Raw genomic sequence first — 23897 nt, forward strand, 5'->3', positions numbered from 1 at the left:
GACCACTACAGCTTGGCCATGTTGCGCTGCAGGAGGCTGACGTAATGGATGAACTGCAGGCGGTCATCGAACGAGAAGCCTTTCAGCGCCTGGTCGTAGAAGTCGTGGATGGGGTCGGCGAGCTTGATCCACAGCTCCTCGCCCTTCGCGCTGAGTCTGACCTTGACGGCGCGGCGGTCTTCCGCGCTCGTGGCGCGTTCGATCAGGCCGTCGCGTTCCAGGCGCGTGAGGATGCCCGACAGGTTCTGGCGGCTGACGAGCAGGAAGCGCGACAGCTCGCCGACGCCCATGCCCTCCTTGACCTTGGGGCGGGACAGGGCGCCGAGCACGGACCACTGCTGCGTCGTCACGCCGAACTCGTCGAGGGCCTGCGTGCCCTTGGTGTGCAGCGTGTTCGCGGCCTGGAAGAAACGGAAGAACAGCCGGTTGCTGATCTCCATCGTGGCGAGGTCCTTGGCAGCGGAAAGGTCTTTCATCGGGGCGTCATGTCGGGTTCGAACGGCGCCCATTGAATCGCAAAGCAGGGCCCGGACGCAACGGGCCGAATTGATGGTCATCCAACAGGAGAGTGAGAGATGAGTCGTTTTGAAGGCAAAGTCGTCATCGTGACGGGAGGTGCCGGCGGCATCGGTTCCGCAATCTGCCGCCGCTTCGGCGAGGAGCGCGCGAGTGTCGCGGTGTTCGACATCAACCGCGAAGCGGCCGAAGCCGTTGCGGCCGAAATCCAGTCCGCCGGCGGCAAGGCGCGTGCCTACGCGGTCGACCTGACGAGCCAGGATTCGGTGATCACCGCCGTGACCGCCGCGGAAAGCGAGCTCGGCCCGATCGACGTGCTGGTGAACAACGCCGGCTGGGACAAGGTCGGCAACTTCCTCGATACCGACAAGCCGTTGTGGGACAGGATCGTCGCGATCAACCTGTACGGCGCGCTGTACATGCACCACGCCGTCGTCAAGGGCATGCGTGACCGCGGCCACGGCCGCGTGATCAACGTCGCATCCGACGCCGGCCGCGTCGGATCGTCGGGTGAGGCGGTGTACTCCTTCTGCAAGGGCGGCCTGATCTCGTTCTCGAAGACGATGGCGCGCGAACTCGCCCGCCAGCAGATCAACATCAACGTCGTGTGCCCCGGCCCGACCGACACCCCGCTCCTCGACGACATCTGCGGCGAAGGCGAGCGCGGCGACAAGCTGCGCACCGCCTTCACCCGTGCAGTCCCCTTCGGCCGCCTCGGCCAGCCGGGCGACCTGCCGGGCGCGGTGGCCTTCCTCGCCAGCGACGACGCCGCGTTCATCACCGGTCAGGTGATCAGCGTGTCGGGCGGCCTGACGATGGCTGGCTAAGACGCACGTTTTCTTAACGAATTCAGCATTAAGACGAGGAATACACCATGGAATACCAGGACATTCTCTACACCAAGCAGGACGGCATCGCGACGGTCATGATCAATCGTCCGGCCCAGTACAACGCCTTCCGCGCCCAGACCTGCGAGGAGATGATCCACGCGCTCAAGGACGCCGACTTCGACCGCAGCATCGGTGTGGTCGTGCTGACCGGCGCCGGCGACAAGGCTTTCTGCACCGGCGGTGACCAGGGCACGCAGGACGGCGGCTACGGCGGCCGCGGCACGATCGGCCTGCCGATTGAGGAAGTGCAGAGCGCGATCCGCGACATCGCCAAGCCCGTGATCGCCCGCGTGAACGGCTACGCGATCGGCGGCGGCAATGTGCTTGTGACGATCTGCGACCTCGCGATCGCGTCCGACAAGGCCCAGCTCGGCCAGGCCGGTCCGCGCGTCGGCTCGGTCGACCCGGGCTTCGGCACCGCGCTGCTGGCGCGCGTCGTCGGCGAGAAGAAGGCGCGCGAGATCTGGTACCTGTGCCGCCGCTACACCGCGCAGGAAGCGCTCGCGATGGGCCTCGTGAATGCCGTCGTGCCGCACGACCAGCTCGACGCCGAAGTGAAGAAGTGGTGCGACGAGATCGTCGAGAAGAGCCCGACCGCGATCGCGCTGGCGAAGAAGTCGTTCAACGTCGACACGGAAATGATCCGCGGCATGGGCGGCCTGGCGATGCACGCGCTCAAGCTTTACTACGAGACGGCCGAATCGGCCGAGGGCGGCAACGCCTTCCGTGAGAAGCGCAAGCCCGAGTTCCGCAAGCACCAGAAGTAAGCAGCCAGCGGATTCGTAGGGCGAGAGGAGCCGAAGGCGGATCCCGCCATGGGCGCGCAGGGCGGCATCCCGACGGTTGTCTGGCGGGATGCGCTGCGCTACTCCCGCCCTACGTCCTACCAATCGCCGAATTGGCCAACAACCACAACGCAACACCGGAGAGGGAAACGACATGATCCGCGACCAGGAGACACTCAACATTCTTCTCGACACGATCTCGCGCTTCGTGCGCGAGCGCCTCGTGCCGCAGGAGGCGCACGTCGCCGAGACGGACCAGATCCCGGCGGAGCTCGTCGCCGAGATGAAGGAGCTGGGGCTCTTCGGCCTGTCGATTCCCGAGGAATTCGGCGGCATGGGGCTGACGATGGAGGAGGAAGTCCTCGCGACCTTCGAGATCGGCCAGACCTCGCCCTGCTTCCGCTCGCTGTTCGCCACCAACAACGGCATCGGCGCGCAAGGCATCGTCATCGACGGCACGCCCGAGCAGCAGCGCGACTACCTGCCGCGGCTCGCGTCCGGCGAAATCATCGGCTCCTTTGCGCTCACCGAACCCGACGCCGGGTCCGACGCCGGCAGCCTGCGCACCAGCGCCCGGCGTGACGGCGACTCCTACGTGCTCAACGGCACCAAGCGCTACATCACCAACGCACCCGAAGCGGGCATCTTCACGGTGATGGCGCGCACGAATCCCGACGCGAAGGGCGCGCACGGTATTTCCGCCTTCATTGTCGAGAAGGGTACGCCGGGCCTGTCGCTCGGCCAGATCGACAAGAAGATGGGCCAGAAGGGCGCCCATACCTGCGACGTGATCTTCGAGGACTGCCGCATTCCCGCCGCGAACCTGATCGGCGGCAAGGAAGAGGTTGGCTTCAAGACCGCGATGAAGGTGCTCGACAAGGGCCGCATCAACATCGCCGCGATCTGCGTCGGGGTGGCTGAACGCATGCTCGCGGACGCGCTGCGCTATGCAGTGGAGCGCAAGCAGTTCGGCAAGCCGATCGCGGAATTCCAGCTCATCCAGGCGATGCTCGCCGACAGCAAGGCCGAAATCTACGCCGCGCGCAGCATGGTCGTCGATGCCGCACGCAAGCGCGACGAAGGTCGCGATGTCGGCACCGAAGCCGCGTGCGCGAAGCTCTTCGCGTCGGAGATGTGCTGCCGCGTGGCCGACCGCGCCGTGCAGATCTTCGGCGGCGCCGGTTACCTGGCGGAATACGGCATCGAGCGCTTCTACCGCGACGTGCGCCTGTTCCGCATTTTCGAAGGCACGAGCCAGATCCAGCAGCTCGTGATCGCGCGCAACATGATCCGGGCTGCCGGCGAATGAACGCGCGCGCGCGGGACGATCCCGTCGTCTCGTTCGGCGGCGACGAGGCGGTGCTCGACTGGCTGATCTCGCGCCGCCGCTCGATACGGGCATTCCTGTCGATCCCCGTCGATACGGGCACGATCGAGGGCGTGCTGCGGATCGCCGCGCGCGCACCGTCGGGCAACAACATCCAGCCGTGGCGCGTGCACGTCGTGACCGGCGCGCAGCGCGATACGCTGGTGAAGGCCGTGTGCGCGGCTTTCGACCGGGGCGACGACAGCCATGTGCCCGAGTACGCGTACTACCCGACCGAGTTCTTCGAGCCCTATCTCGGCCGACGGCGCCGCAGCGGCTGGGGCTTGTATGCGCGGCTGGGCATCGAGAAGGGCGATCGCGAGCGCGTCCGCCTTCAGATGCGGCGCAACTTCCATTTCTTCGACGCGCCGGTCGGACTCCTCTTCACGATCGACCGGCGGCTGGCGCAGGGCAGCTGGCTCGACTACGGCATGTTCCTGCAGAACGTGATGCTCGCAGCCGAGGCCCGCGGTCTGTCCACCTGCGCGCAGGGGGCGTGGAATCCGTACCACCGCATCATCTCGGACACGCTCGATTTTGGCGCCCACGAGCAGCTCGTGTGCGGCATGGCGCTCGGCTATGCCGATCCCGACGCACCCGAGAACGCGCTGGTGACCGAGCGTGCGCCGCTGTCCGAATTCGTTGTCATGCACGGCGAGGCTGCCGTTGCCAAACACTGAGGTTTTTTCGTGGGGCGTTCGAGCTGAACGTCCCGCCTCCGGTGCAGTTCGTCCTGCTCTCTTCTCCCAAACTCGCCGGAGTTCTGGCCGGCTCGACGCCTTCGCGTCGAGCCGGATTTTTCGCTCAGCCTTTTTGTTTCTGCTCGCTCAGCGGCACGATCTCGGGCATCACGATGCGCTTGCGTCCCGGCTCCACCGCCGTCAGCGCGTCGGTCTCTTCCATCGTCGCCAGGCAGCGCACCGCGAGGTTCTGGTAGATCCCCGTCCCGCGCACCTTCCAGGCCATCTCCTGCTCCGTGAGCGCGCGCACGACCTTCGCCGGCACGCCCGCGACGAGCGAGTTCGACGGCACTTCCATGCCGGCCTTCACGAAGCTGCACGCGGCGACGAAGGTGTTCTCCCCGATCACGGCGTTGTCCATCACGACGGCGTTCATGCCGACCAGCGCGTTGCGCTTGATCGTGCAGCAATGCAGCACCGCGCCGTGGCCGATGTGCCCGTTCTCCTCGACCACCGTGTCGTGCTCGGGGAAGCTGTGGATCACGCAGGTGTCCTGCACGTTCACGCCGGCCTGCAGGATCAGGCGGCCGAAATCGCCGCGCAGGCTGGCACAGGGGCCGATATAGCAGCCGGGGCCGACGATCACGTCGCCGATCAGCACGGCGGTCGGATGGACGTAGGCGGTCGGGTCGACAACCGGCACGACGCCGTCGATTGCGAATACACGGGGTGTGCTCATCGAAACTCCTTGTTCGCCCGGTGCGGGCTGGTGGGGTGGGGTTCGGGCCACTGCGGTCTTTTCGGTGTCGCGCGCCGTATCAAGCCTGAAAGGCATTATATTGCCCGGTTTGTTGGATTCTAGGGGTTTATACCTTCACGGAAAAGCAGTATCGTGCATTTCCCAACACATTCAGAAGAACGGTTCGCAGCGCGGACCCAAGGAGAGAGAAAAATGGAGGCAGTAGTCGTCGAACGGCCGAGTCCGCAGATAGCGGTGGTGCGCCTGAACCGGCCCGAGGCCCGCAACGCGCTGAACCAGCAGGTGCGCATGCAACTCGCCGAGCACTTCACCGCGCTGGGGCGCGACCCCGAGGTGCGCGCCATCGTGCTGACCGGGGGTGACAAGTATTTCGCTGCGGGCGCGGACCTGCGCGAGATGGCCGAGGCGGGCGCGATCGAGATCATGCTGCGCAACACCCATCGCCTGTGGGGCGCGATCGCGAGCTGCCCGAAGCCGGTGATCGCCGCGGTGAACGGCTTCGCGTGGGGCGGCGGCTGCGAGCTCGCGATGCACGCCGACATCATCGTCGTGGGCGAGGGCGCGTCCTTCTGCCAGCCCGAGGTCAAGGTCGGGATCATGCCCGGCGCCGGTGGCACGCAGCGCCTGTCGCGCGCGGTGGGCAAGTTCAAGGCGATGAAGATGGTTCTGACCGGCCAGGCCGTGAGCGGGCGCGAGGCAGGCGAGATGGGTCTCGCGAGCGAAGTCGTGCCGGACGCCGAGGTGCAGTCGCGCGCGATGGAGCTTGCGACGCAGATCGCCGCGCTGCCGCCGCTGGCGATCACGCAGATCAAGGAAGTGCTGCTCGCGGGCCAGGACGCCTCGCTCGACGCCGCGCTGATGCTCGAGCGCAAGGCGTTCCAGCTGCTGTTTGCGAGCCGCGACCAGAAGGAAGGCATGCAGGCCTTCTTCGACAAGCGTCCGGCCGGTTTCGAGGGGGTGTGAGCGATGTTCGATGCAATGCGTAATGACCTGACGCTGGGCGTCGTCGGCACCGGCCTGATGGGGCGCGGGATCGCGCAGATCGCCGTGCAGGCGGGTGTGGCGGTGCGGCTCTTTGATACGCGCGCGGGTGCGGCGGCCGAAGCCCTCGATGCGGTGGGCGGCATGCTGGCGAAGCTCGCCGAGAAGGGCAAGATCGACGCAGCCGCGGCGCGCGCGGCGACCGAGCGCATGACGGTCGCAGCGAGTCTCGGGGAGTTGGCGGGCTGCGACGTCGTCGTCGAGGCCATCGTCGAGAACCTCGAGGCGAAGCGCGGCCTGTTCCGCGATCTCGAAGAAGTCGTCTCCGACGAGTGCGTGCTGGCGACCAACACATCCTCGCTGTCGGTGACCTCGATCGCCGCCGCCTGCCGCCGCCCCGAGCGCGTCGCGGGCCTGCACTTCTTCAGCCCGGTGCCGCTGATGAAAGTCGTCGAGATCATCGACGGCGTGCGCGGCGATCGCACGGTGGGCGATGCGCTGATGGCGCTCGCGCGACGCATGGGCCACACGCCGGTGCGCGCCTCCGACACGCCGGGCTTCATCGTCAATCACGCCGGCCGCGGCTACCTCACCGAGTCGCTGCGCGTGCTCGGCGAAGGCATCACGGACTTCGCGACGCTGGACCGCATCCTCAGGGAATCGGTCGGCTTCCGCATGGGGCCGTGCGAGCTGCTCGACCTCACCGGGCTGGATGTCTCGCATCCGGTGATGGAATCGATCTACGAGCAGTACTACCAGGAACCGCGTTTCCGCCCGTCGCCGATCACGCGCCAGCGCCTCGCCGGCGGCCTGCTCGGGCGCAAGAGCGGGCAGGGCTTCTACGTGTACAAGGATGGAAGCGCGCAACCCGTCGCGATGCCGCTCGTACCGGCCGTCGCGCCGGTGCCCCTGTGGGTGAGCCGCGCCGATGCGGCGTTGCATGTGCGCGTCGTCGCCGTGCTGGAGGCGCAGGGCGTCGCGCTCGACCGCGGCGATCATCCTGCCGAGGACTCGGTGTGCATCGTGCTGCCGGTCGGCAGCGATGCGACCACCTGCGCGCTGGCCGAGGGTCTGGACCCGAAGCGCACGCTGGCGCTCGATCCGCTCTTCGTCGACAAGCACCTGACGCTGATGACCACGCCGCTCACCGCCGCGGATGCGCGCGACGCCGCGTGGGCCGCGCTCGCCTCCGGCGGCAAGGCCGTATCCGTCGTGCGCGACAGCGCGGGCCTTGTCGCGCAGCGTGTCGTCGCCACCATCGTCAACATCGGCTGCGACATCGCGCAGCAGCGCGTCGCGACGCCCGAGGACATCGATTCGGCCGTGCGCCTGGGCCTCGGCTACCCGAAAGGCCCGCTCGCATTGGGCGATTCGCTCGGCGCCGCGACCATCCTGGCGATCCTCGACGGCATGCACGAGTTCTACCGCGACCCGCGTTATCGCCCCAGCCCCTGGCTCACGCGCCGCGCGCGCCTGGGCGTGTCGCTGACGACGCCGGAAAACTGACAACCACACCCATCACCAAAGGAGATTCCATGCTCGACGCCTACCTCTACGCCGGTCTGCGTTCCCCGATCGGCCGCCACGCCGGCTCGCTCGCCCCGGTCCGCCCCGACGACCTCGTCGCCACCGTGATCCGCGAAGTCGTCGCGCGCTCGCCCTTCGCGGCGGCGGACATCGAGGACGTCATCCTCGGCTGCGCCGCGCAGGCGGGCGAGGATTCGCGCAACGTCGCCCGTCACGCGGCGCTGCTCGCGGGCCTGCCGACCCACGTCGCCGGCCAGACGATCAACCGCCTGTGCGGCAGCGGCCTCGCGGCGGTGCTGGACGCCGCGCGGGCCGTCACGGTAGGCGAGGGCGAGCTGTACGTGGCCGGTGGCGTCGAGAGCATGAGCCGCGCCCCCTTCGTCGTCGCCAAGGCCGAATCGGCCTACAGCCGCGACTTCAAGGTGTTCGACACGACCATCGGCGCGCGCTTCCCGAACCCGAAGATCGTCGAGCAGTACGGCAACGACAGCATGCCGGAGACGGGCGACAACGTCGCCGCGGATTTCGGCATCTCGCGCGAGGACTCCGACCGCTTCGCCGCCGCGTCGCAGGCGAAATACGCGGCTTCGAAGGAAGCCGGTTTCTACGCCGGCGAGATCCTGCCCATCTCCGTGCCGACCGGCCGCAAGACCCCGCCGCTGGTGGTCGCCGAGGACGAGCATCCGCGTCCCGAGTCGACCTATGAATCGCTGGCGAAGCTGAAGTCCCTGTTCCCGAACGGCGTCGTCACCGCCGGCAACGCTTCCGGCATCAACGACGGCGCCGCCGCGCTGCTCATCGGCAGCAAGGCTGCGGGCGAGAAGGCCGGCGCGAAGCCGATGGCGCGCATCCTCGCCGGCGCCGTTGCGGGCGTCGAGCCCCGCATCATGGGTGTCGGGCCGGCCTACGCGATCCCGAAGGCGATCGCGCGCGCCGGGCTCACGCTGGCCGACATGGACGTCATCGAGATCAACGAAGCCTTCGCGCCGCAGGTGCTGAGCTGCCTGAAGCTGATGGGTGTCGCGTTCGACGATGCGCGCGTGAACCCCAACGGCGGCGCCATCGCCATCGGCCACCCGCTCGGCGCATCGGGCGCCCGCATCGCGCTGTCGGCAGCGCGCGAGCTGGAGCGGCGCAACGGCCGTTATGCGGTGGTCAGCCTGTGCATCGGCGTGGGTCACGGCATCGCACTGGTGATCGAGCGCATCGCTGGCGAGTGAGCGTGGCACCGTTCGCCTCCCGCGCGACGGTGACCAAGCTGCTTCCCGTAGGGCGGGAGGAGCCGAAGGCGTATCCCGCCACTCGCCCGTGGAGCAAGCCCCTGGCGGCGATGGCGGGATGCGCTGCGCTCCTCCCGCCCTCCCGGCGAGCAACGGAGCAATCGGGTAAGCTTGTCGTTCCCCCGGCGCTTCGCATCGAGGTCGAGAATTGACCGATCGTTCCCCAGCCCCCGCCGGCATCGTCGGCATCCTGCTCGCCGCCGGGCAGGGCTCGCGCTTCGGCAGCAACAAGCTCTGTCATCCGCTTGCGGACGGCACGCCCGTCGCCGTGCGCAGCGCGGAAAACCTGCATGAGGCGCTGGGCAAGGTGCTTGCGGTCGTGCGTCCGGAAGATTCGGTCCTGCGCGGTCACTTCGACGCGGCGGGCATTCGGTACGTCCTGTGTGCCGACGCCGGCGAGGGCATGGCGGCGACGCTTGCCTGCGGGATTCGTGCGACGCCCGGCGCCACAGGCTGGGTCATCGCGCTGGGCGACATGCCTTACATCCGGCCGGAAACCGTGGCAGTCGTCGCGGCTGTGCTCGGCGAAGGCGCACTACTCGCTGCGCCCTTTTTCGACGGACAGCGCGGCCATCCGGTCGGCTTTGCCGCCGCCTTGAAGGACGAACTCCTGGCGCTGCAAGGCGACGAAGGCGCCCGGCGCGTGATCGTCGCGCACAAGGAACACTTGCAGCGCATCGACTGCGACGACCCGGGCGTGCTTGCCGACATCGACGTCCCGGCGGACGTGCGCGCCTGAGTCGGATTCAGTCCTGCAGCAGCGCCTCGGTCAGCGCTGCGGGGCTCGCGAAGGCGCGCCAGTGCGCAGCCAGTTCGCCCGCCTCCAGGCTGCCGTAACCCCATGTCGCGGCGAAGAAGGGCAGGCCGTTCGCGTCGGCCGATTCGCCGTCTTCGCTGCGGTCGCCGACGTACACCGACACGTCTTCGGGAATGTCGTGATCGGCCATCAGCCGCGCGATCATCGCCGCCTTGGTGGGCAGGCGCGGCTCGAAGAGATCCAGCGCGTAGACGGTCCTGAAGTAACCGCTCCAGCCGAGATGATCGAGGATCAGGCGGGTCGGATGCAGCCGCTTGTTGGTCGCGATCGCGAGCGTGCGCCCGCTGGCCGCGAGGCGCGCGAGCATCTCGCCGATGCCGGCATAGGCCGCGGTTTCCCGATAGCCCGTCGTGTCGTAGCTCGCCTTGAAGTGCCCGGCGAGTTCGTCGATGAGCTGCGGATCCTTCGTGCCTGCGAGGATCTGCAGCGTCTCGATCAGCGGCGGCCCGACGATGGACTCGTCGATCGTCACGGCCGGCGCGCGCCCGGCGGCGGCGAAAGCCTCCCGGTAGCTCGCGAGGATTGCCGGAGCGGAATCGATCAGGGTGCCGTCGAGGTCGAAGAGCACGTATTGGAAGCGGGGCATAAGTAAGGGGGCGCTTGCGGTCAAGGCGGCATTTTACGGTGCTTCTCGGGGCGATGCGGCGATGTCCGAACCTGTCTCGCCGGAAAGGCGCTTCCCTTTTTCGCCCTGCGATTCGCGTGTGCCATGTGAGATTGGCGTGGGGGATTGCTGTGGGAGCGGCTTCAGCCGCGAATCGGCGGTGTTGCGCGCGTTGCGGCCTCTTCGCGGCTGAAGCCGCTCCCACGGAGCTTGTCCCGCAATTTTGCGGCTTCGCGACTCAGAGAGCCGGGAATTTCTCCGCCGGCACGCGCTTGGGCCGGAACTGCCGCGTGTCGCGGTAATATGCAGCCGACTCGTTCTCTCGCGTGACCCCCGGAATGCCGAGCAGCGGCAGCGGCGCAAGTTCGCGCGGGGTGCGCAGCAGCCCGCCGTCGAGCAGTTGCGCGGCGAGCCATGCGTCCGTTTCGGCCTGTCGTTCGGCGGTGGGGCGCTCCAGCCACCCGGCATCGACGACGCGGTACAGCGCCTTCGCGCACAGCCCGACGAAGGGCTCGCGCAGCTGCTCCCAGGTTCCATGACCGAAGACGAGGAAGCGCATCGTCTGCAGCAGCCGCGCGCGCCGCGTCCAGAACGCTTCTTCCCATTCGTGCGCCGCAAGCAGGGCGGGAATCCCGGGATCGCTGGACACGACGACGATGCCGCATTCGTCGAACTGGGTCAGCGCATCGCGTCGTGGCCCTCGGCCGGGCAGTCCCGCTGCGGCGCGTGCGTCGCGCTCGCGGCGATGGAGGATGTTGCAGGCGGCCTTCGTGTGCGGCCACACGCACCACGCGAGCGCGTTGAAGAAGTCGTGCCAGTCATCCTCGCGGGTCGGCACCGCGCCGGTCGCGAAGATGTGATCCTCGTAGGCGAGGGCTTCAGCGGGCGGCTGGATGAAGCGGATCGGCCGTCCGCCCCCGCTCGCGGCGCCCGGGGCGACTTTGTGCAGCAACGCGTCGAGCTGCGCCGTGCCGGGAAGTGCGGGCGTGGCAAAGCGTGCCAGCAGCGCCGCGATCGGTTCGAAGAGCGGCCGGGCGGCGAGCGCCGCGGGGGTGTCGGGTCCGGCCGTCATCGATCTCCCGTATTACTTCATGCTGATGCGTTTCACTCCGGCGACGAAGCGCGACAGCGTGGTCGACAGCACGCCGCGCGGAATCGTCACCTCGATCAGCTGGAAGCGGCCGCGCGTGGCGATCGCCTTGTCGAGTGCGGCCTTGAGTTCCGCGCGCGTCGACACGCGTACCCCGTCGCCCCCGAGCCCCGCCGCCATCTCCGCGAAACCCCAGTGACCGAGGTCGTTGAAGCCCGATTCCGGCTGGAAGGTGCGCAGCATCTCCCAACTCGCATTGTTGAACAAGAGCACGATCGGATCCCAGCCGTAGCGCTTGCAGTTGCCGAGCTCCCAGCCTGTCATCTGGAAGGCACCGTCGCCGACGAGGATCAGCGGGCGCTGGCCGCTCGTCGCCTGCAGCCCCAGGCCCGCGGGCACGCCGAAGCCCATGGTCGCGTAGTAGCCGGGCGCGAGTAGCGCGGTCTGCTCGATCTCCATCGCCGTGAACAGGCAGTCGCCGATGTCGGACGCGATCGGCAGCTTGCCGTGCTCGGCGAAGAGGTCGTTCACCGCCTTCGCGATGTCGGTCGGGGCGATCGTCTCGCCGTCGGCGACGAGCCCCTTCGGGTACTGATGCGGCGCGACCGGGAAGGTCTTCTCGGCGCCATTCTTCACCCGCGCGAGCATCTCGTCGACGAGCGCGGCGAGCGGCATGTTCGCGTAGCTGTGGTAGCCGAGCGTGACCTGGCCGTTGTGCGCCTGGATGGTCTTGCGCAGGTCGATGCGGGTTTCCGACACGGCGAAGTTGGTGTCCGAGATGATCTCGCCGAGCAGGAAGAGGCCGTCCGAGCCTTCCACGAGCTGCGTGACTTCGGGCAGGCCTGCGACGCCCATGTAGGTGCCGACCAGCGGCGCGTCGCAGCCGGTGAGCAGGCCGCGGCCCATGAAGCTGGTGACGACGGGCAGGCCGAGCCGGCGCGACAGTTCGGCGACCTTTTCCTCGAGGCCGAAGCGGCGCACTTCGACGCCCGCCATCAGCACCGGCGCCTTCGCGACGTCGAGCCGGGCGAGGATCTCGTCCACGCAGGCGGCCAGCGCGTCGCTGTCGATCGCGCGCGGCGCCTCGGCAACGACCGGCGCGCATTCCTCGCGCACCATGTCGCGCGGGATCTCGATATACACCGGCTCGGAGTTGCGCAGGCAGCTCGCCAGCACGCGGGCGATATCGGCGGGCGCACGCGCCACGTCGTCGAGCTTCACCTGGTCGCAGGTGATCTCCTTGAAGATCTGGAGCTGCGAGTCGAGCGTCTTGGCCTGGTGGTGCAGCAGCAGGCCGGAGCTGGCTTCGCCCTTGCCGGGGCCGCCCGAGAGCACTACGACTGGCGACTTCTCGGCATAGGCGGCCGCGACGGCGTTGACCATGTTGAACGCGCCCGCGCCGTAGGTCACGGCCGCGACGCCCAGCCCGCCGCGCATGCGTGCCGTGGCGTCGGCCGCGAAGCCCACGCCGGGTTCGTGCGAGAGCGTGTACAGGGGCAGGATGTCCGACTCTTCGATGATGCGGAAATACGGCAGCGCGAAGTCGCCGGGGATGCCGAAGATCTCGTGGGCGCCGTGATCCTTCAGCGCGTGCAGCAGCGATTCGACCAGGTTCATGTCATGCTCCTCCGATGTGTTGTTGTCGAGCATTATTGCGCGCCATTGGCGCACAGAGCGTTCGTTATACGCACATAAAGGCGGTTATCATGCACGAAAAGCGTATGGAGGCTACTAGCTATGCAACAAATCGTCGTGGACAAGTTCGACCTGCAGATTCTCGACGCCCTGCAGCGTCGCGGCAACGCGACCAACAGCGCGCTCGGCGAGGAAATCCACCTGTCGCCGTCGCAGATCAGCCGGCGCATCAGCCGCATGGAGCAGGGCGGCATCATCGCATCCTACGCCGCGTTGCTGGACCCCGCCGCGGTCGGGCTGGATGTCGCGGCCTTCGCGCAGGTCACGCTGGAGCGCCACGGTGACTCGCGCAGCGATGCCTTCGAGCGCGCCGTGGCGGCGCTGCCCGAAGTGGTGGCGTGCTTCTCGGTGAGCGGCGATGCGGACTACGTGATGCACATCGTCGCACCCGACCTCGTCGCGTTCTCGGAGGTGATGATGAAGCGCATCATGCACCTGCCCGGGCTCGCGCACCTGAAGACCAACATCGCGCTGAAGAAGGTGAAACAGACAAGCGTGCTGCCGCTCGACCACATCATGCACGCGCCGCAGTCGCGGCGGCGGATGCAGTTTGCGTCGGCTTAGCCGACCCAGTGGCGTACGCGCCCGGTGTCGATATGAACGAAATCCGACTCGCGGTAGTAGCCGACGCCGCCGGCCTGCAGCGCGAGCGCGGCGTCGCGCAGTGCGGCGGTGTCGAAGCCGGGAATGCGCACGTCGATCGCGCGGCCGTCCATGTGCATGCTACGCGTCGCGACGCCCTTACCGTCGGCCTTGTGCAGCATGCCGTTGGTCATCGGTGAGCGGAAAGCCGAGATGATTTCGAAACTTTCTCCCCCGCATGTCGTCCCCAATGTATGGAGAATATCCAGCAGGCGGGGGTCGATGCGGGCGACATCCCCGGTACGGAAGTCGCGCATCAGCCAGTCGATCCGCGCCAGTGCCGACGGGATATAGGAGCCGCCGCTGCGATAGACGATACGCAGGTTCTCGTCCGTATGCGTGTGGCGGAAGCACAGCTCGCAGTCGGCTTCGGCGACGCTGGCCTGCACCTTGCCGAAGTTCAGGCCAAGGGGCAGTGCGGCAAGCCCTTTCAGCAGGAGCCGGCGCTGCGACGCGGCATTGCGGAGGTGTTTCGACATGGAGATGCGGGAAGCGAAGCGGCCGGTAAAGGGCGTAATCGTAAACCGGGTCGTGCGAATCGGGCAGCAGATCGGGCGAGTGTTACAAGTTGTCGTGCTCGCCCTGTTCGTGGCCGGAGGGACGGCAAGCAGAGCGGTGGCGGCCGGAACCAACGGCGAGGCCGTGCAGCAGGCCTTGCGCGACCGTGTCGTTGCGCTGCGCGGCAACGGCGAGCTGCGTCCGGCCGGCGGGGAAATCGCCGCGCGCAGCTTGATTTCCGAGTTCTACGCGAACCGCGGCTACGCACCCGTGTGGAGCGATGCGGGGCGGCGGCGCGCGCTGCTGCGGGCGGTCGACGACAGTGCGAGCCACGGCCTCGATCCGGCCGATTACCAGTTCGACCTGTTGCGCAGGCTGGCTGACGACGGCGTGCGGGGCGCCGGCAGCCTTGCCGACCGCGAGCTGCTGTTTACCGAGGCGCTCGTCCGGCTCGTCTATCACCTGCGTTTCGGCAAGGTCGATCCGCGCGAACTGTACAAGGAATGGAATTTCTCGCGCTCGCTGGGGGCGGTCGAGCCGGTGCGGGCGCTGGAGGCGCTGGTCGGCGCCGAGCCTTTGGGCCCCGCGATCGAACTCTATGCGCCGCGGCTGGAAGCCTATCGTCAGCTGCGCGCTGCACTGGTCGAGCACCGTGCCATGGAGGTGCTTGGCGGGTGGTCTGCCGTCCCGCCCGGCCCGACGCTGCGGCCGGGCGACCGTGATCCGCGGGTCGCGATCCTGCGCCAGCGCCTCAAGGCGAGTGGCGACCACCTGCAGCCGCCGCCGTCGGACGGCAATCTCTTCGACGATGCCTTGCGCGATTCGGTGCTCGCGTTCCAGGCTCGCCACGGACTCGAGCCCGACGGGGCCGTCGGACGCAAGACGCTCGCCGCGCTGCGGGTGGACGTCGGCCGCCGCATCGACCAGATCCGCGTGAACCTGGAACGCCTGCGCTGGGTCGCGCAGGACGTCGCGGGCGATTACCTGCTCGTGAACATCGCCGGCTTCAACGCCCGCCTGTACCTGGACGGGAAACTCGCGTGGCAGTCGCGCGTCGTCGTCGGTCGCCCCTATCGCAAGACGCCCGCATTCCGTGCCGAGATGCAGTACCTCGTGCTGAATCCGGAGTGGGTGCTTCCGCCGACGATCCTGAAGGAGGACGTGCTGCCCAAGCTGGCGCACGATCGCGCTTATCTCGCCGAGCACGACATGCGCGTGGTCACCAGCGCGGGGCGGGCGGTCGATGTCGGGGAGGTTGATTGGGCGCGCTACCGCACGGGCGGTTTCCCGTACCAGATCGTGCAGGCGGCGGGGCCGGACAACCCGCTCGGGCGCGTCAAGTTCATGCTCCCCAACCCCTACTCGGTGTACCTGCACGACACCCCGTCGAAGAACCTGTTCCGCCGCAGCGAGCGAGCCTACAGCTCCGGCTGCATCCGGCTCGAGCGGCCGATGGAACTGGCGGTGCTGCTGCTCGACGACCCCGCCCAGTGGAGCGCGGAGGCGCTGGAAGCGGAGATCGCGAAGGGCGAGACGCGCAACGTGCAGATCGGCCGCCGCGTGCCGGTGATGATCCTCTATTTCACGGCCGAGGTTGGCGAGGACGGGCGGGCCTACTTCCATCCGGATCTGTACGATCAGGACGCCGCGGTACTCGCAGCGCTCGGGCGCCCGTTCCGCTTCAGCGCGGTCGGGCGCGCCAGGCCGGGGCGGTGAGCCCGCGGCCGCGCCGTCAGGTCGGCTTCGCCAGGTCCGCGATCACCGCTGCGAGGAAGCGTCCCGCCTCGCCACCGGTGACGACGCGGTGGTCGAAAGTGAGGCTCAGCGGCAGCACGCGATGCACGGCCGGCTTGCCGTCGAAGGCGACAACCGCATCATGCACGCGCCCGGCGCCGAGGATCGCGACCGTGGGCGGCACGACGATGGGCGCGGCGTATTTGCCCGCGATCATGCCGAAGTTCGACAGCGTGATCGTGTTGCCGCGCATCTCCTCGGCCGGGATCTTGCGCGCCGCGACGTCGGCGCGCATGCGGTCGAGCCCGGCGCGCAGGTCGGCCGGATCGCGGTTCGCGACGTCGCGCAGCACCGGCACGAAAAGCCCGTCGACGAGGTCGACGGCGATCCCGACGTCGATCTTCTGCAGCACGCGCCGGCCCATCGTGTGGCTCTCGTACCAGGCGTTGAGCCCCGGCTCGGCCTTGCAGCCGGCGACCAGCGCACGGATCAGGCGGGTCGTGATGTCCGTGCCCGGCGCCCAGGCGTGGATGTCGGCGTCGTCGATCACCGTCGCCGCGGCGACTTCGCTCTGCGCCAGCGCCATGTTCTGCGCCATTGCGCGACGCACGCCGCGCAGGATCTCGGGCGGGCCCACTTCGGCGAGAATCTTCGCCACCCGCTGCACGTCGGCGAGCGTGATGAGTCCGTCCGGCCCCGAAGGCGTGACCATGGCCAGATCGACGTTGAGCTGCCGCGCCTGCGCGCGCACGGCGGGAGTCGCCTTGATCGCCGCCGCAAGCCGTCCGACCGCGGCCGGCGCCTCCTGCTGCACCTGCGTGCCGACCTTCACCTCGCCGACCACCGTGCCCGCATCGGCGTCGCCGGCTGCGCCCTCGAAGCCGATCAGAGGTGCGCCGACCAGCACGATCTGCCCCGCCGCGCCGAACAGCTTCTCGATGCGTCCATCCCAGGGCGCGGGGATCTCGACGATGGCCTTCGCCGTCTCGACCGACAGCAGCGGCTGGTCGGTCTTCACCTCGTCGCCCGGCTTCACGTGCCACTCGACGATCTCGGCTTCCTGCAGTCCTTCGCCCAGGTCGGGCAGTTTGAAGATTTTCATGCACCCTCCAGCGTTTTCCTGACCGCAGCGACGATGCGCTCGACGCTCGGCATGTACTGGTGTTCGAGCCGCGACAGCGGCACGACGACGTCCCATGCGGTGACCCGCTGCACGGGGGCGAGCAGCGAATACAGCCCGTGCTCGGCGAGGTTCGCCGCGATCTCTGCGCCGAAACCGCCGGCGCGCGTCGCCTCGTGCACGATCACGCAGCGCCCGGTGCGGGCGACCGATTCCAGGATCGTCGGCATGTCGAGCGGCTTGAGCGTCGCGACATCGATGACCTCGGCCATGATGCCTTCCTGCGCCAGCGCGTCGGCCGCGGCCTGGGTCTCCGTCAGCATCGCGCCCCAGCTCACCAGCGTCACGTCGGTACCGGCGCGCAGCGTGAAGCACACGTCGAGCGGCAGCGCTTCGCCGTCGTCGGCCACTTCCTGCTTGAACAGGCGGTAGAGCCGCGTCGGTTCGAGGAAGATCACCGGGTCCGGGTCGCGGATCGCCGCGAGCAGCAGCCCGTAGGCGCGCGACGGGGAGGAGGGAATCACGACGCGCACGCCCGGCAGGTGGGCGAACAGCGCCTCGGGGCTTTCCGAATGGTGCTCCGGCGCGTGGATGCCTGCGCCGCAGGGCGAACGCACCACCAGCGGGCAGGACAGCCTGCCGCGCGTGCGGTTGCGCAGGCGTCCGGAGTGGTTCCAGATATGATCCATCGCCGGGTAGATGAAGCCGGAGAACTGGATTTCCGCGACGGGCTTCAGCCCCATCGCCGCCATGCCGATCGCGGTGCCGACGATGGCCGTCTCGGCCAGCGGCGTGTCGATCACGCGTTCGGGGCCGAACTGCTCCTGCAGCCCGACGGTCGCGCGGAACACGCCGCCATTGACGCCGACGTCCTCGCCCAGCACGACCACAGACGGATCGTGCGCCATCTCCCAGGCCTGGGCGCGATTGATGGCCTCGACCAGGTTCAGTTCAGCCATGGCTGGACCCTCCCTCGTGCGATGCGAACCATTGCGCCGCCTCGCGCTGTTCCAGCAGGGCGGCCGGCAGCGTCGCGTACAGGTGATCGAACATCGCCGTCGTGGTGGGTGGCGGAATCGCGAGATAGGCCTCGACCGCGGCATTGATCCGGTCGGTGCATTCCTTCAGCAGGCTTTCCTCCTTCTCCTGGTCCCACGCGCCGATGCGTGCGAGGTAGTTGCGCAGGCGTCGGATCGGCTCGTTCGCCCATTGCTGCTGCACGACGTCGGGATCGCGGTAGCGGGTCGCATCGTCGGCGGTCGTGTGGTCGCCCAGGCGGTAGCTGATCGCCTCGATCAGGCTCGGCCCGCCCCCGGCACGCGCCTTGTCCATCGCCTTGCGGGCGGCGTCGTGCACGGCGATCACGTCGTTGCCGTCGACCTGCACGCCCTCGATGCCCGCCGCGATGGCCTTCTGCGCCAGCGTCGGTGTCGCGGTCTGCTGCTCGCGCGGCACCGAAATGGCCCACTGGTTGTTGTTGATGACGACCACCAGGGGGGCCCGCCACACCGCCGCGAAGTTCAGCGCCTCGTAGAAGTCGCCTTTCGAGGTTGCGCCGTCGCCCAGGAAGCACGCTGCGACACGCGCCTCCTTCCGCAGCTTGAAGGCGTACGCCACACCAGCGGCATGGCACACCTGGGTGCCGATCGGCACGCAGATCGGGAAGTCCTCGCGCGGCACCGCGAAGTTGCTGCCGCGCTCGTCACCGCCCCAGTACAGCAGGCTTTCCGTCATCGTCACGCCGCGCATGAACTGCGCCGCGTGGTCGCGATAGGAAGGCACCAGCACGTCTTCCTTGCGCATCGCGCCCGCGATGCCGATGCCGATCGCCTCCTGACCGAGCGCCGAAGCGAAGGTGCCGATCTTGCCGGTGCGCTGCAGCGCAATCGCCTTCGTGTCGAAGGCGCGCGTGAGCTGCATTGCGCGGTAAAGGGGGATGAGGGTGGCGGGATCCCGCGCGAAGGCGGGAAGCTCCTGCGTTGCCTCGCCCTCCGCATTGAGAAACCGGGTGAACTCGACCTCGAACCGCGCTACGGTGGTCATGGCTTGCTCCTCGCTTCTCGTTTTTTTGACTCAGTTTAGTGCAACCTGCCGCTCATTCGGATCCGCGTCGGCACGACGAAGGAACGGTATCACGGATGACCCGTGATTCCCGCCAACGGCCGACTGGAGCGCCCGCGAAGACGGCGGCATGTGTTGCCATGAGCGTTCCGGGCCGCTGTCACGTTCATGTCGACATCGAGGTGCAGCGTCAGGTTCAGATCCCCACAGGACAGGTGGGCCGGTTTCAGCGCGCGCCCGGCAAGGAAACGCGGTCTCGTCCGACCGATTCAGCGGATCTCAAAGCGACGAATTGGACCGTGAATACGATGCTCTTCGGCACAAGGGGATTCCCTCCCATGGTTAGAATGCAGCCATGCCCCAAAGTGGGGTCTCATGTTGCCGGGTAGAAACGGTTCGGCAACAGGTCAGGAGGCGCCGACCGGCTGTCCGGCGAGTTTTTGCACCCCCTCCGAGGGTGAAAGGTAGATAAAGATGTTCCGATTCTCCGATATCAAGATTTGGGTTCGCCTGACGGCGTCGATCTGGACGCTGCTGATCGTCGTCTGGGCCGGAACGATATTCTGGGACAGCCACAACAATCGGAAGGTGGCGATCGAGCAGGCCGTCGATTTCTCGCTCAGCATGTACGACTCTGCGCTCGCCGGCCTGACCGCAATGATGATCACCGAGACCATGCACAAGAAGCACGTGCTGCTCGACCAGATCGGTCACCTGGCGGCAATCCGCGAACTGCGGGTGGTGCCCAGCGACGTGGCACTCGAGGGCGTCGAAAGCTCGAAGGACGCGGGAAAGCCGCGCAACGATCTGAAGCCCAACGAAATCGAAGCCCGGGTGATCAGTTCCGGCAAGGAGTTCGTCGAGGTCCGCGAGGACGAAAAAGGGCCTTACCTCTTGGCGGTCCGCCCGGCCAAGAACGTCAGCAAGTATCTCGGCAGGAACTGCCTCGAGTGTCATGACGCTGCGGAAAACGCCACCCTGGGCGTGATCAGCATCAAGATCGCCCTCGACAAGATGGATACGGCAAACAAGCAGCAGCGCATGCAATCGCTGGGCATCGCCTTGCTCGCGAGCCTCGTGCTGCTGGTCTTCATCTGGTGGTTCATCCGCGGTGCAGTCACCGGTCCGCTCGAACGCATGGTCGCCGGCCTGCGCGCGATCGTCTCGGGCGAGGGCGATCTCACGCGCCGCCTGGAAGTGCGCGGCAGCGACGAGATCGGCGTTGCGTCGGCGGTGTTCAACGAAATGATGGCGAAGATCGCGGGACTGGTGCGCCACGTCGGCGAGTCGGCTGCGCAGGTGTCGAGCGCCGCGGCCGAACTCGTCGTGCGCGCCGACCAGGTGGTCGCGTCGTCGCAGGGGCAGAGCGCGACGTCCGCGACTACGGCCCAGGCCGTCGAGCAGATGGTCGCAAGCATCGCCACGGTCGCGCGCAGCGCCGAGGAAGTGCGCCAACTGTCGCGGGAGAGCCTGCGCCGCTCCGACGAGGGTAACGCCAGCCTCACGACCTTGGACGAACGTGTCGGGATGGTCGAGACCACGGTGCGCGGCATCGCGGATTCGGTCGGCGAATTCGTGTCGAGCACGACGGCGATCACCCACATCACCAGCGAGGTCAAGGAGCTGGCCGAACAGACCAACCTGCTTGCGCTCAACGCGGCCATCGAGGCCGCGCGGGCGGGCGAGCAGGGCCGCGGTTTTGCCGTGGTCGCCGACGAGGTGCGCAAGCTCGCCGAGAAGTCCGCCTCCTCGGCCAACGAGATCGACGCCATCACGCACACGCTCGGCAAGCAGTCCGAGCAGGTCACGCGCTCGATTTCCGACGCGATGACACACATCGCCACCAGCCGCGAGTCTATGATGACGGTGAATGGGGTGCTCGCCGCAGCCAGCGAATCCGTGGTCGCAGTCGGACGCGGCCTGGACAGCATCGCCGCGGCCACGCAAGAACAGGAACGGGTGAGCGCCGACGTCTTCTCCGGCATCGAGAGGATCAAGCAGATGGCGCAGGGCAACAGCGAGGCCGCCGGGCAGACGGCTGCGGCAGCCCGCAACATGGGCGAGCTGGCAGGGGAACTGCAGGGGGCGGTGGGCCGCTTCCATACCTGATCGCCTGCTCTCGCCCGGCATCGGAGGGTGGGGCGATGAGCGACGCATTCGATTTTGCCGACGATCTCGGCCCGGCGAAGATCATCCATGTCCATGAACCAGGCATCGGCCTGAAGGCCGTGCTGGTGGTCGACAACGTTGCCATCGGGCCCGCGATCGGCGGCGTGCGCATGGCGCCGGACGTCAGCACGGAGGAATGCTTCCGGCTTGCGCGAGCGATGAGCTACAAGAACGCCGCGGCGGGCCTGCGCCACGGCGGCGGCAAAGTCGTGCTCTACGGCGACCCGAGGATGCCGCGCCCCGACAAGGAACGCCTCGTTCGCGGGCTCGCTTGTGCGCTGCGCGACATTCGCGACTACATCTTCGGTCCCGACATGGGCACCGACGAAAGCTGCATGGCCTGGGTCCATGACGAGATCGGCCGCGCCGTGGGCTTGCCGCGTGAGCTCGGCGGCATCCCGCTCGATCAGATCGGGGCGACGGGCCGGGGCGTCGCACACGCGGCCGAAGTGGCAGCCGCTGCATGCGGCTTCGAGCTGGCGGGCGCGCGCGTCGTGATCCAGGGCTACGGCGCGGTCGGCCGGCACTCCGCCCATTTCCTCGCGCAGAAGGGGGTCGTCATCGTCGGCGCCGCCGACTCGAGCGGGACGCTATGGGACCAGCATGGAATAGACCTTGCCGTGCTGGACGTGCTCAAGTCGGAAGGCCGCTCCGTCCTGGACTATCCGGGCGGACAGAAGGGCGGCCCCGACGCCGTGATCGACGTCGAATGCGACATCTGGATTCCCGCAGCGCGGCCCGACGTGGTGCATGAGGACAACGTCAGGCGCTTGCGCACGCGGCTCGTGCTGCAGGGGGCCAACATTCCCTTCACGCGCGCGGCCGAGGAATACCTGCACCGCAAAGGCGTGCTGTGCGTGCCGGACTTCATCGCGAACGCCGGCGGAGTGATCTGCGGCGCCGTGGAATATGCAGGCGGGAATCAGGCCACTGCGGTGGCGACGATCGCGGAGAAGGTGCGCGATAATACCCGTGCCGTGATCGAGGCTGCGGCGGCGCAGTCGATCATGCCGCGCGACGCGGCCATCGCGCTCGCGACGGCGCGGCTCAGGAAGGCGATGTCTTTCGGCCGCTGGCGTCCGGCGTGAGCGGAGCGCCGGGGCCTACGCTTATTGGAGCCGTGGATGGGATTGAACGCCGAGTATTCGACGGAAGCGCCGGACCGCAGGGAGATCGATGCGTTGAGGGACGCGACGGTGCTGGAATTCGGCACGGGATGGTGCGGTTTCTGCCGTGGTGCGCAACCGCTGATCGCGGAAGCCTTCGCGGCCTTTCCGCAGGTCCGTCACCTGAAGATCGAGGACGGCCCCGGCCGGCCGCTGGGGCGCTCGTTCCGCGTGAAGCTGTGGCCGACGCTGGTGTTCCTGCGCGACGGCGTCGAAGTCGCGCGCATCGTCCGCCCCGGCAGCGCCGCGGAAATCGCTGCGGCGCTGCACGTGCTCGGAGCGGCGTCGGCGACCGATTAGATCAAGGCGGCAATCGACCGACTTCCTCCGTCCGCCCTGAGCTTGTCGAAGGGTATTGGCAGGGCTTCGACAGGCTCAGCCCGAACGGTATTTCGTTGCCGGGTTGATAGCCCGATCGAGGGGCCGGATCGCCTACGGTGATCAGCGGCCCGGGATGCGGAGGTCGATGCGGCCGTCGCGCATCGGCGGACACCAGTAATACCCGCCCGTCACTGGCCGGCTGAAGCGGAACAGCGCATCGACGATGCCGTCGTCCAGCCCCGCCATGCGGCGCAGTTGCGCTTCGAACGCGTCGAAGGAATGCCCGAAGGCCAGGAACACGAGTCCGGCCTGCGTACCGTCGGACCACGGCATCGAGCGCCGCAGCACGAAGGCTTCCGGATCGAAGCTCTCCTGCGCGGTGCGCTTCACGTGGGCGGATTCCGGCGCATCCTCCAGTTCCTCATTGTTGCTCTTGCGTCGGCCGATGATGTGATCCTGCTCGTTCCCCGGCAGACGTTCGAAGTGGTCGAGATCGTGCTGCCAGTGCTGGACAGCGGCGAAGCTTCCGCCCTGCAAGGGTTCGGCGCCGGTCGAGGCAAAGGCCACGGCGAGCGCGTCGTCGCCCTCGGGGTTTTCGGTGCCATCCTCATAGCCCGTGAGATCGAGCCCCTTGCCGTAGCGGAAGGCTTCCGTCGCCTGCACGAGGCGCAGGGCCGGCGCCAGGGCCGCCTCGATGCGGCGGCTGCGGTGCAACAGTTCGCCGCGATCGTCGCCGCGCAGCCAGCACCACAGGCCATGCTGGGTCGAGGGAATATCGACCGGGCTGCCGCTGAGGGTCGGGAAGGGCCGAAGGCCGTCAATACGGCCTCCCGCGGCGCGAACGAGCGCATCACCGAGGCCGACTATGGTCGCGTCGCCGTCGGCGAGGGGGGAGACCCGCCTCAGCGCGTCGGGCAGTTCGGTGATCGAGTCGAGGGCGAAGAACAGGTGGCGCGCAAGTGCAGGCACGCCCTGCATGATTCCGGGTTGATATCGGGTCTTCTCGGTGTTCATGTCAGGTCCCCGTGGAGCATGGAAAGGAGGCGCAGTCCTGTGAGGGAAGCAGGTATGCGCAGGCAAACCATGAGGGTAGCGCATTCGGCAGCCGGCCTGTAAGCGGGGCGAGGATACGCGGTATGTCCCCGATACGCTGCGGCGACTGCCTATCCATGCAGCACGGGTCGAATCTCCAATG

At 67.8% G+C, this 23897-nt stretch carries 23 protein-coding genes; 13 read left to right on the forward strand and 10 right to left on the reverse strand.

Going from position 1 to position 23897, the window contains the following annotated elements; all coding sequences use genetic code 11:
* Positions 1-5: 5 nt before the first annotated feature.
* Positions 6-476, reverse strand: a complete 471-nt coding sequence (locus F464_RS0112065) for a MarR family winged helix-turn-helix transcriptional regulator (RefSeq protein ID WP_018990073.1) — start codon at positions 474-476, stop codon at positions 6-8.
* 99 nt (positions 477-575) lie between these two features.
* Between F464_RS0112065 and badH the strand changes: the two genes are divergently transcribed.
* The 4 genes from badH (at position 576) to F464_RS0112085 (ending at position 4237) form a co-directional block, all read left to right on the forward strand.
* The gene (gene badH / locus F464_RS0112070; RefSeq protein WP_018990074.1) at positions 576-1343 is read left to right on the forward strand and encodes a 2-hydroxycyclohexanecarboxyl-CoA dehydrogenase; all 768 of its coding nucleotides are present in this window, start codon (positions 576-578) and stop codon (positions 1341-1343) included.
* A 47-nt stretch (positions 1344-1390) separates the two neighbouring features.
* Positions 1391-2173, forward strand: a complete 783-nt coding sequence (gene badI / locus F464_RS0112075; RefSeq protein WP_018990075.1) for a 2-ketocyclohexanecarboxyl-CoA hydrolase — start codon at positions 1391-1393, stop codon at positions 2171-2173.
* Positions 2174-2345: 172 nt separating this feature from the next.
* Positions 2346-3500, forward strand: a complete 1155-nt coding sequence (locus F464_RS0112080) for an acyl-CoA dehydrogenase family protein (RefSeq protein WP_018990076.1) — start codon at positions 2346-2348, stop codon at positions 3498-3500.
* Positions 3497-4237: a nitroreductase gene (locus F464_RS0112085; RefSeq protein WP_018990077.1), complete on the forward strand. Its 741-nt coding sequence runs from the start codon at positions 3497-3499 to the stop codon at positions 4235-4237. The genes F464_RS0112080 and F464_RS0112085 overlap by 4 nt, the downstream gene beginning before the upstream one ends.
* A gap of 124 nt (positions 4238-4361) precedes the next feature.
* On the opposite strand, the gene paaY is transcribed toward F464_RS0112085, so the two are convergent.
* Complete coding sequence (gene paaY / locus F464_RS0112090) at positions 4362-4976, reverse strand: phenylacetic acid degradation protein PaaY (RefSeq protein ID WP_018990078.1); 615 nt, start codon at positions 4974-4976, stop codon at positions 4362-4364.
* A 213-nt stretch (positions 4977-5189) separates the two neighbouring features.
* Here paaY and F464_RS0112095 point away from each other — a divergent pair, with 213 nt between their 5' ends.
* The 4 genes from F464_RS0112095 to F464_RS0112110 all read left to right on the forward strand — a co-directional run bounded on the left by F464_RS0112095 (position 5190) and on the right by F464_RS0112110 (position 9524).
* On the forward strand, positions 5190-5960 hold the full coding sequence (locus F464_RS0112095) for an enoyl-CoA hydratase (RefSeq protein WP_018990079.1): 771 nt from the start codon (positions 5190-5192) through the stop codon (positions 5958-5960).
* 3 nt (positions 5961-5963) lie between these two features.
* The gene (locus F464_RS0112100) at positions 5964-7484 is read left to right on the forward strand and encodes a 3-hydroxyacyl-CoA dehydrogenase (RefSeq protein ID WP_018990080.1); all 1521 of its coding nucleotides are present in this window, start codon (positions 5964-5966) and stop codon (positions 7482-7484) included.
* Between the two features lie 29 nt (positions 7485-7513).
* Complete coding sequence (locus tag F464_RS0112105) at positions 7514-8725, forward strand: 3-oxoadipyl-CoA thiolase (protein WP_018990081.1); 1212 nt, start codon at positions 7514-7516, stop codon at positions 8723-8725.
* Between the two features lie 208 nt (positions 8726-8933).
* On the forward strand, positions 8934-9524 hold the full coding sequence (locus F464_RS0112110) for a nucleotidyltransferase family protein (RefSeq protein WP_018990082.1): 591 nt from the start codon (positions 8934-8936) through the stop codon (positions 9522-9524).
* A 7-nt stretch (positions 9525-9531) separates the two neighbouring features.
* Here the strand turns inward: F464_RS0112110 and F464_RS0112115 are convergent, their stop codons facing one another.
* The 3 genes from F464_RS0112115 to ipdC form a co-directional block, all read right to left on the reverse strand.
* Positions 9532-10188: an HAD family hydrolase gene (locus F464_RS0112115; RefSeq protein WP_018990083.1), complete on the reverse strand. Its 657-nt coding sequence runs from the start codon at positions 10186-10188 to the stop codon at positions 9532-9534.
* A gap of 256 nt (positions 10189-10444) precedes the next feature.
* Positions 10445-11278, reverse strand: coding sequence for a DUF3025 domain-containing protein (locus F464_RS0112120; protein WP_018990084.1), 834 nt, complete (start codon positions 11276-11278; stop codon positions 10445-10447).
* A gap of 12 nt (positions 11279-11290) precedes the next feature.
* A complete protein-coding gene (ipdC, locus tag F464_RS0112125; protein ID WP_026295948.1) occupies positions 11291-12913 on the reverse strand; it encodes an indolepyruvate/phenylpyruvate decarboxylase in 1623 nt (540 codons plus the stop codon).
* A gap of 120 nt (positions 12914-13033) precedes the next feature.
* Here ipdC and F464_RS0112130 point away from each other — a divergent pair, with 120 nt between their 5' ends.
* A complete protein-coding gene (locus F464_RS0112130) occupies positions 13034-13555 on the forward strand; it encodes an Lrp/AsnC family transcriptional regulator (RefSeq protein WP_018990086.1) in 522 nt (173 codons plus the stop codon).
* On the opposite strand, the gene F464_RS0112135 is transcribed toward F464_RS0112130, so the two are convergent.
* A complete protein-coding gene (locus tag F464_RS0112135; protein ID WP_018990087.1) occupies positions 13552-14112 on the reverse strand; it encodes a YcbK family protein in 561 nt (186 codons plus the stop codon). The genes F464_RS0112130 and F464_RS0112135 overlap by 4 nt on opposite strands.
* A 79-nt stretch (positions 14113-14191) precedes the next feature.
* Between F464_RS0112135 and F464_RS28385 the strand changes: the two genes are divergently transcribed.
* A complete protein-coding gene (locus tag F464_RS28385; protein WP_198292261.1) occupies positions 14192-15847 on the forward strand; it encodes a L,D-transpeptidase family protein in 1656 nt (551 codons plus the stop codon).
* A 16-nt stretch (positions 15848-15863) separates the two neighbouring features.
* On the opposite strand, the gene F464_RS0112145 is transcribed toward F464_RS28385, so the two are convergent.
* The 3 genes from F464_RS0112145 to pdhA are packed head-to-tail and all read right to left on the reverse strand — an operon-like array spanning position 15864 to position 19028.
* On the reverse strand, positions 15864-16967 hold the full coding sequence (locus F464_RS0112145) for a dihydrolipoamide acetyltransferase family protein (RefSeq protein ID WP_018990089.1): 1104 nt from the start codon (positions 16965-16967) through the stop codon (positions 15864-15866).
* Positions 16964-17944, reverse strand: a complete 981-nt coding sequence (locus tag F464_RS0112150; RefSeq protein WP_018990090.1) for an alpha-ketoacid dehydrogenase subunit beta — start codon at positions 17942-17944, stop codon at positions 16964-16966. The genes F464_RS0112145 and F464_RS0112150 overlap by 4 nt, the downstream gene beginning before the upstream one ends.
* Positions 17937-19028, reverse strand: coding sequence for a pyruvate dehydrogenase (acetyl-transferring) E1 component subunit alpha (gene pdhA, locus F464_RS0112155; RefSeq protein WP_018990091.1), 1092 nt, complete (start codon positions 19026-19028; stop codon positions 17937-17939). The genes F464_RS0112150 and pdhA overlap by 8 nt, the downstream gene beginning before the upstream one ends.
* 492 nt (positions 19029-19520) lie before the next feature.
* Here pdhA and F464_RS0112160 point away from each other — a divergent pair, with 492 nt between their 5' ends.
* From F464_RS0112160 to F464_RS0112170, 3 genes are read left to right on the forward strand one after another with little or no spacing between them, the layout of a single operon-like run.
* On the forward strand, positions 19521-21155 hold the full coding sequence (locus F464_RS0112160; protein WP_018990092.1) for a methyl-accepting chemotaxis protein: 1635 nt from the start codon (positions 19521-19523) through the stop codon (positions 21153-21155).
* A 35-nt stretch (positions 21156-21190) separates the two neighbouring features.
* On the forward strand, positions 21191-22303 hold the full coding sequence (locus F464_RS0112165; RefSeq protein ID WP_018990093.1) for a Glu/Leu/Phe/Val family dehydrogenase: 1113 nt from the start codon (positions 21191-21193) through the stop codon (positions 22301-22303).
* 36 nt (positions 22304-22339) lie between these two features.
* Positions 22340-22681, forward strand: coding sequence for a thioredoxin family protein (locus F464_RS0112170; RefSeq protein ID WP_018990094.1), 342 nt, complete (start codon positions 22340-22342; stop codon positions 22679-22681).
* 141 nt (positions 22682-22822) lie between these two features.
* On the opposite strand, the gene F464_RS0112175 is transcribed toward F464_RS0112170, so the two are convergent.
* Complete coding sequence (locus F464_RS0112175) at positions 22823-23716, reverse strand: Dyp-type peroxidase (protein WP_040394966.1); 894 nt, start codon at positions 23714-23716, stop codon at positions 22823-22825.
* Between the last annotated feature and the right edge of the window lie 181 nt (positions 23717-23897).

It is taken from the genome of Aromatoleum toluclasticum ATCC 700605, from assembly GCF_000378245.1.
Taxonomy (GTDB): Bacteria; Pseudomonadota; Gammaproteobacteria; order Burkholderiales; family Rhodocyclaceae; genus Aromatoleum; species Aromatoleum toluclasticum.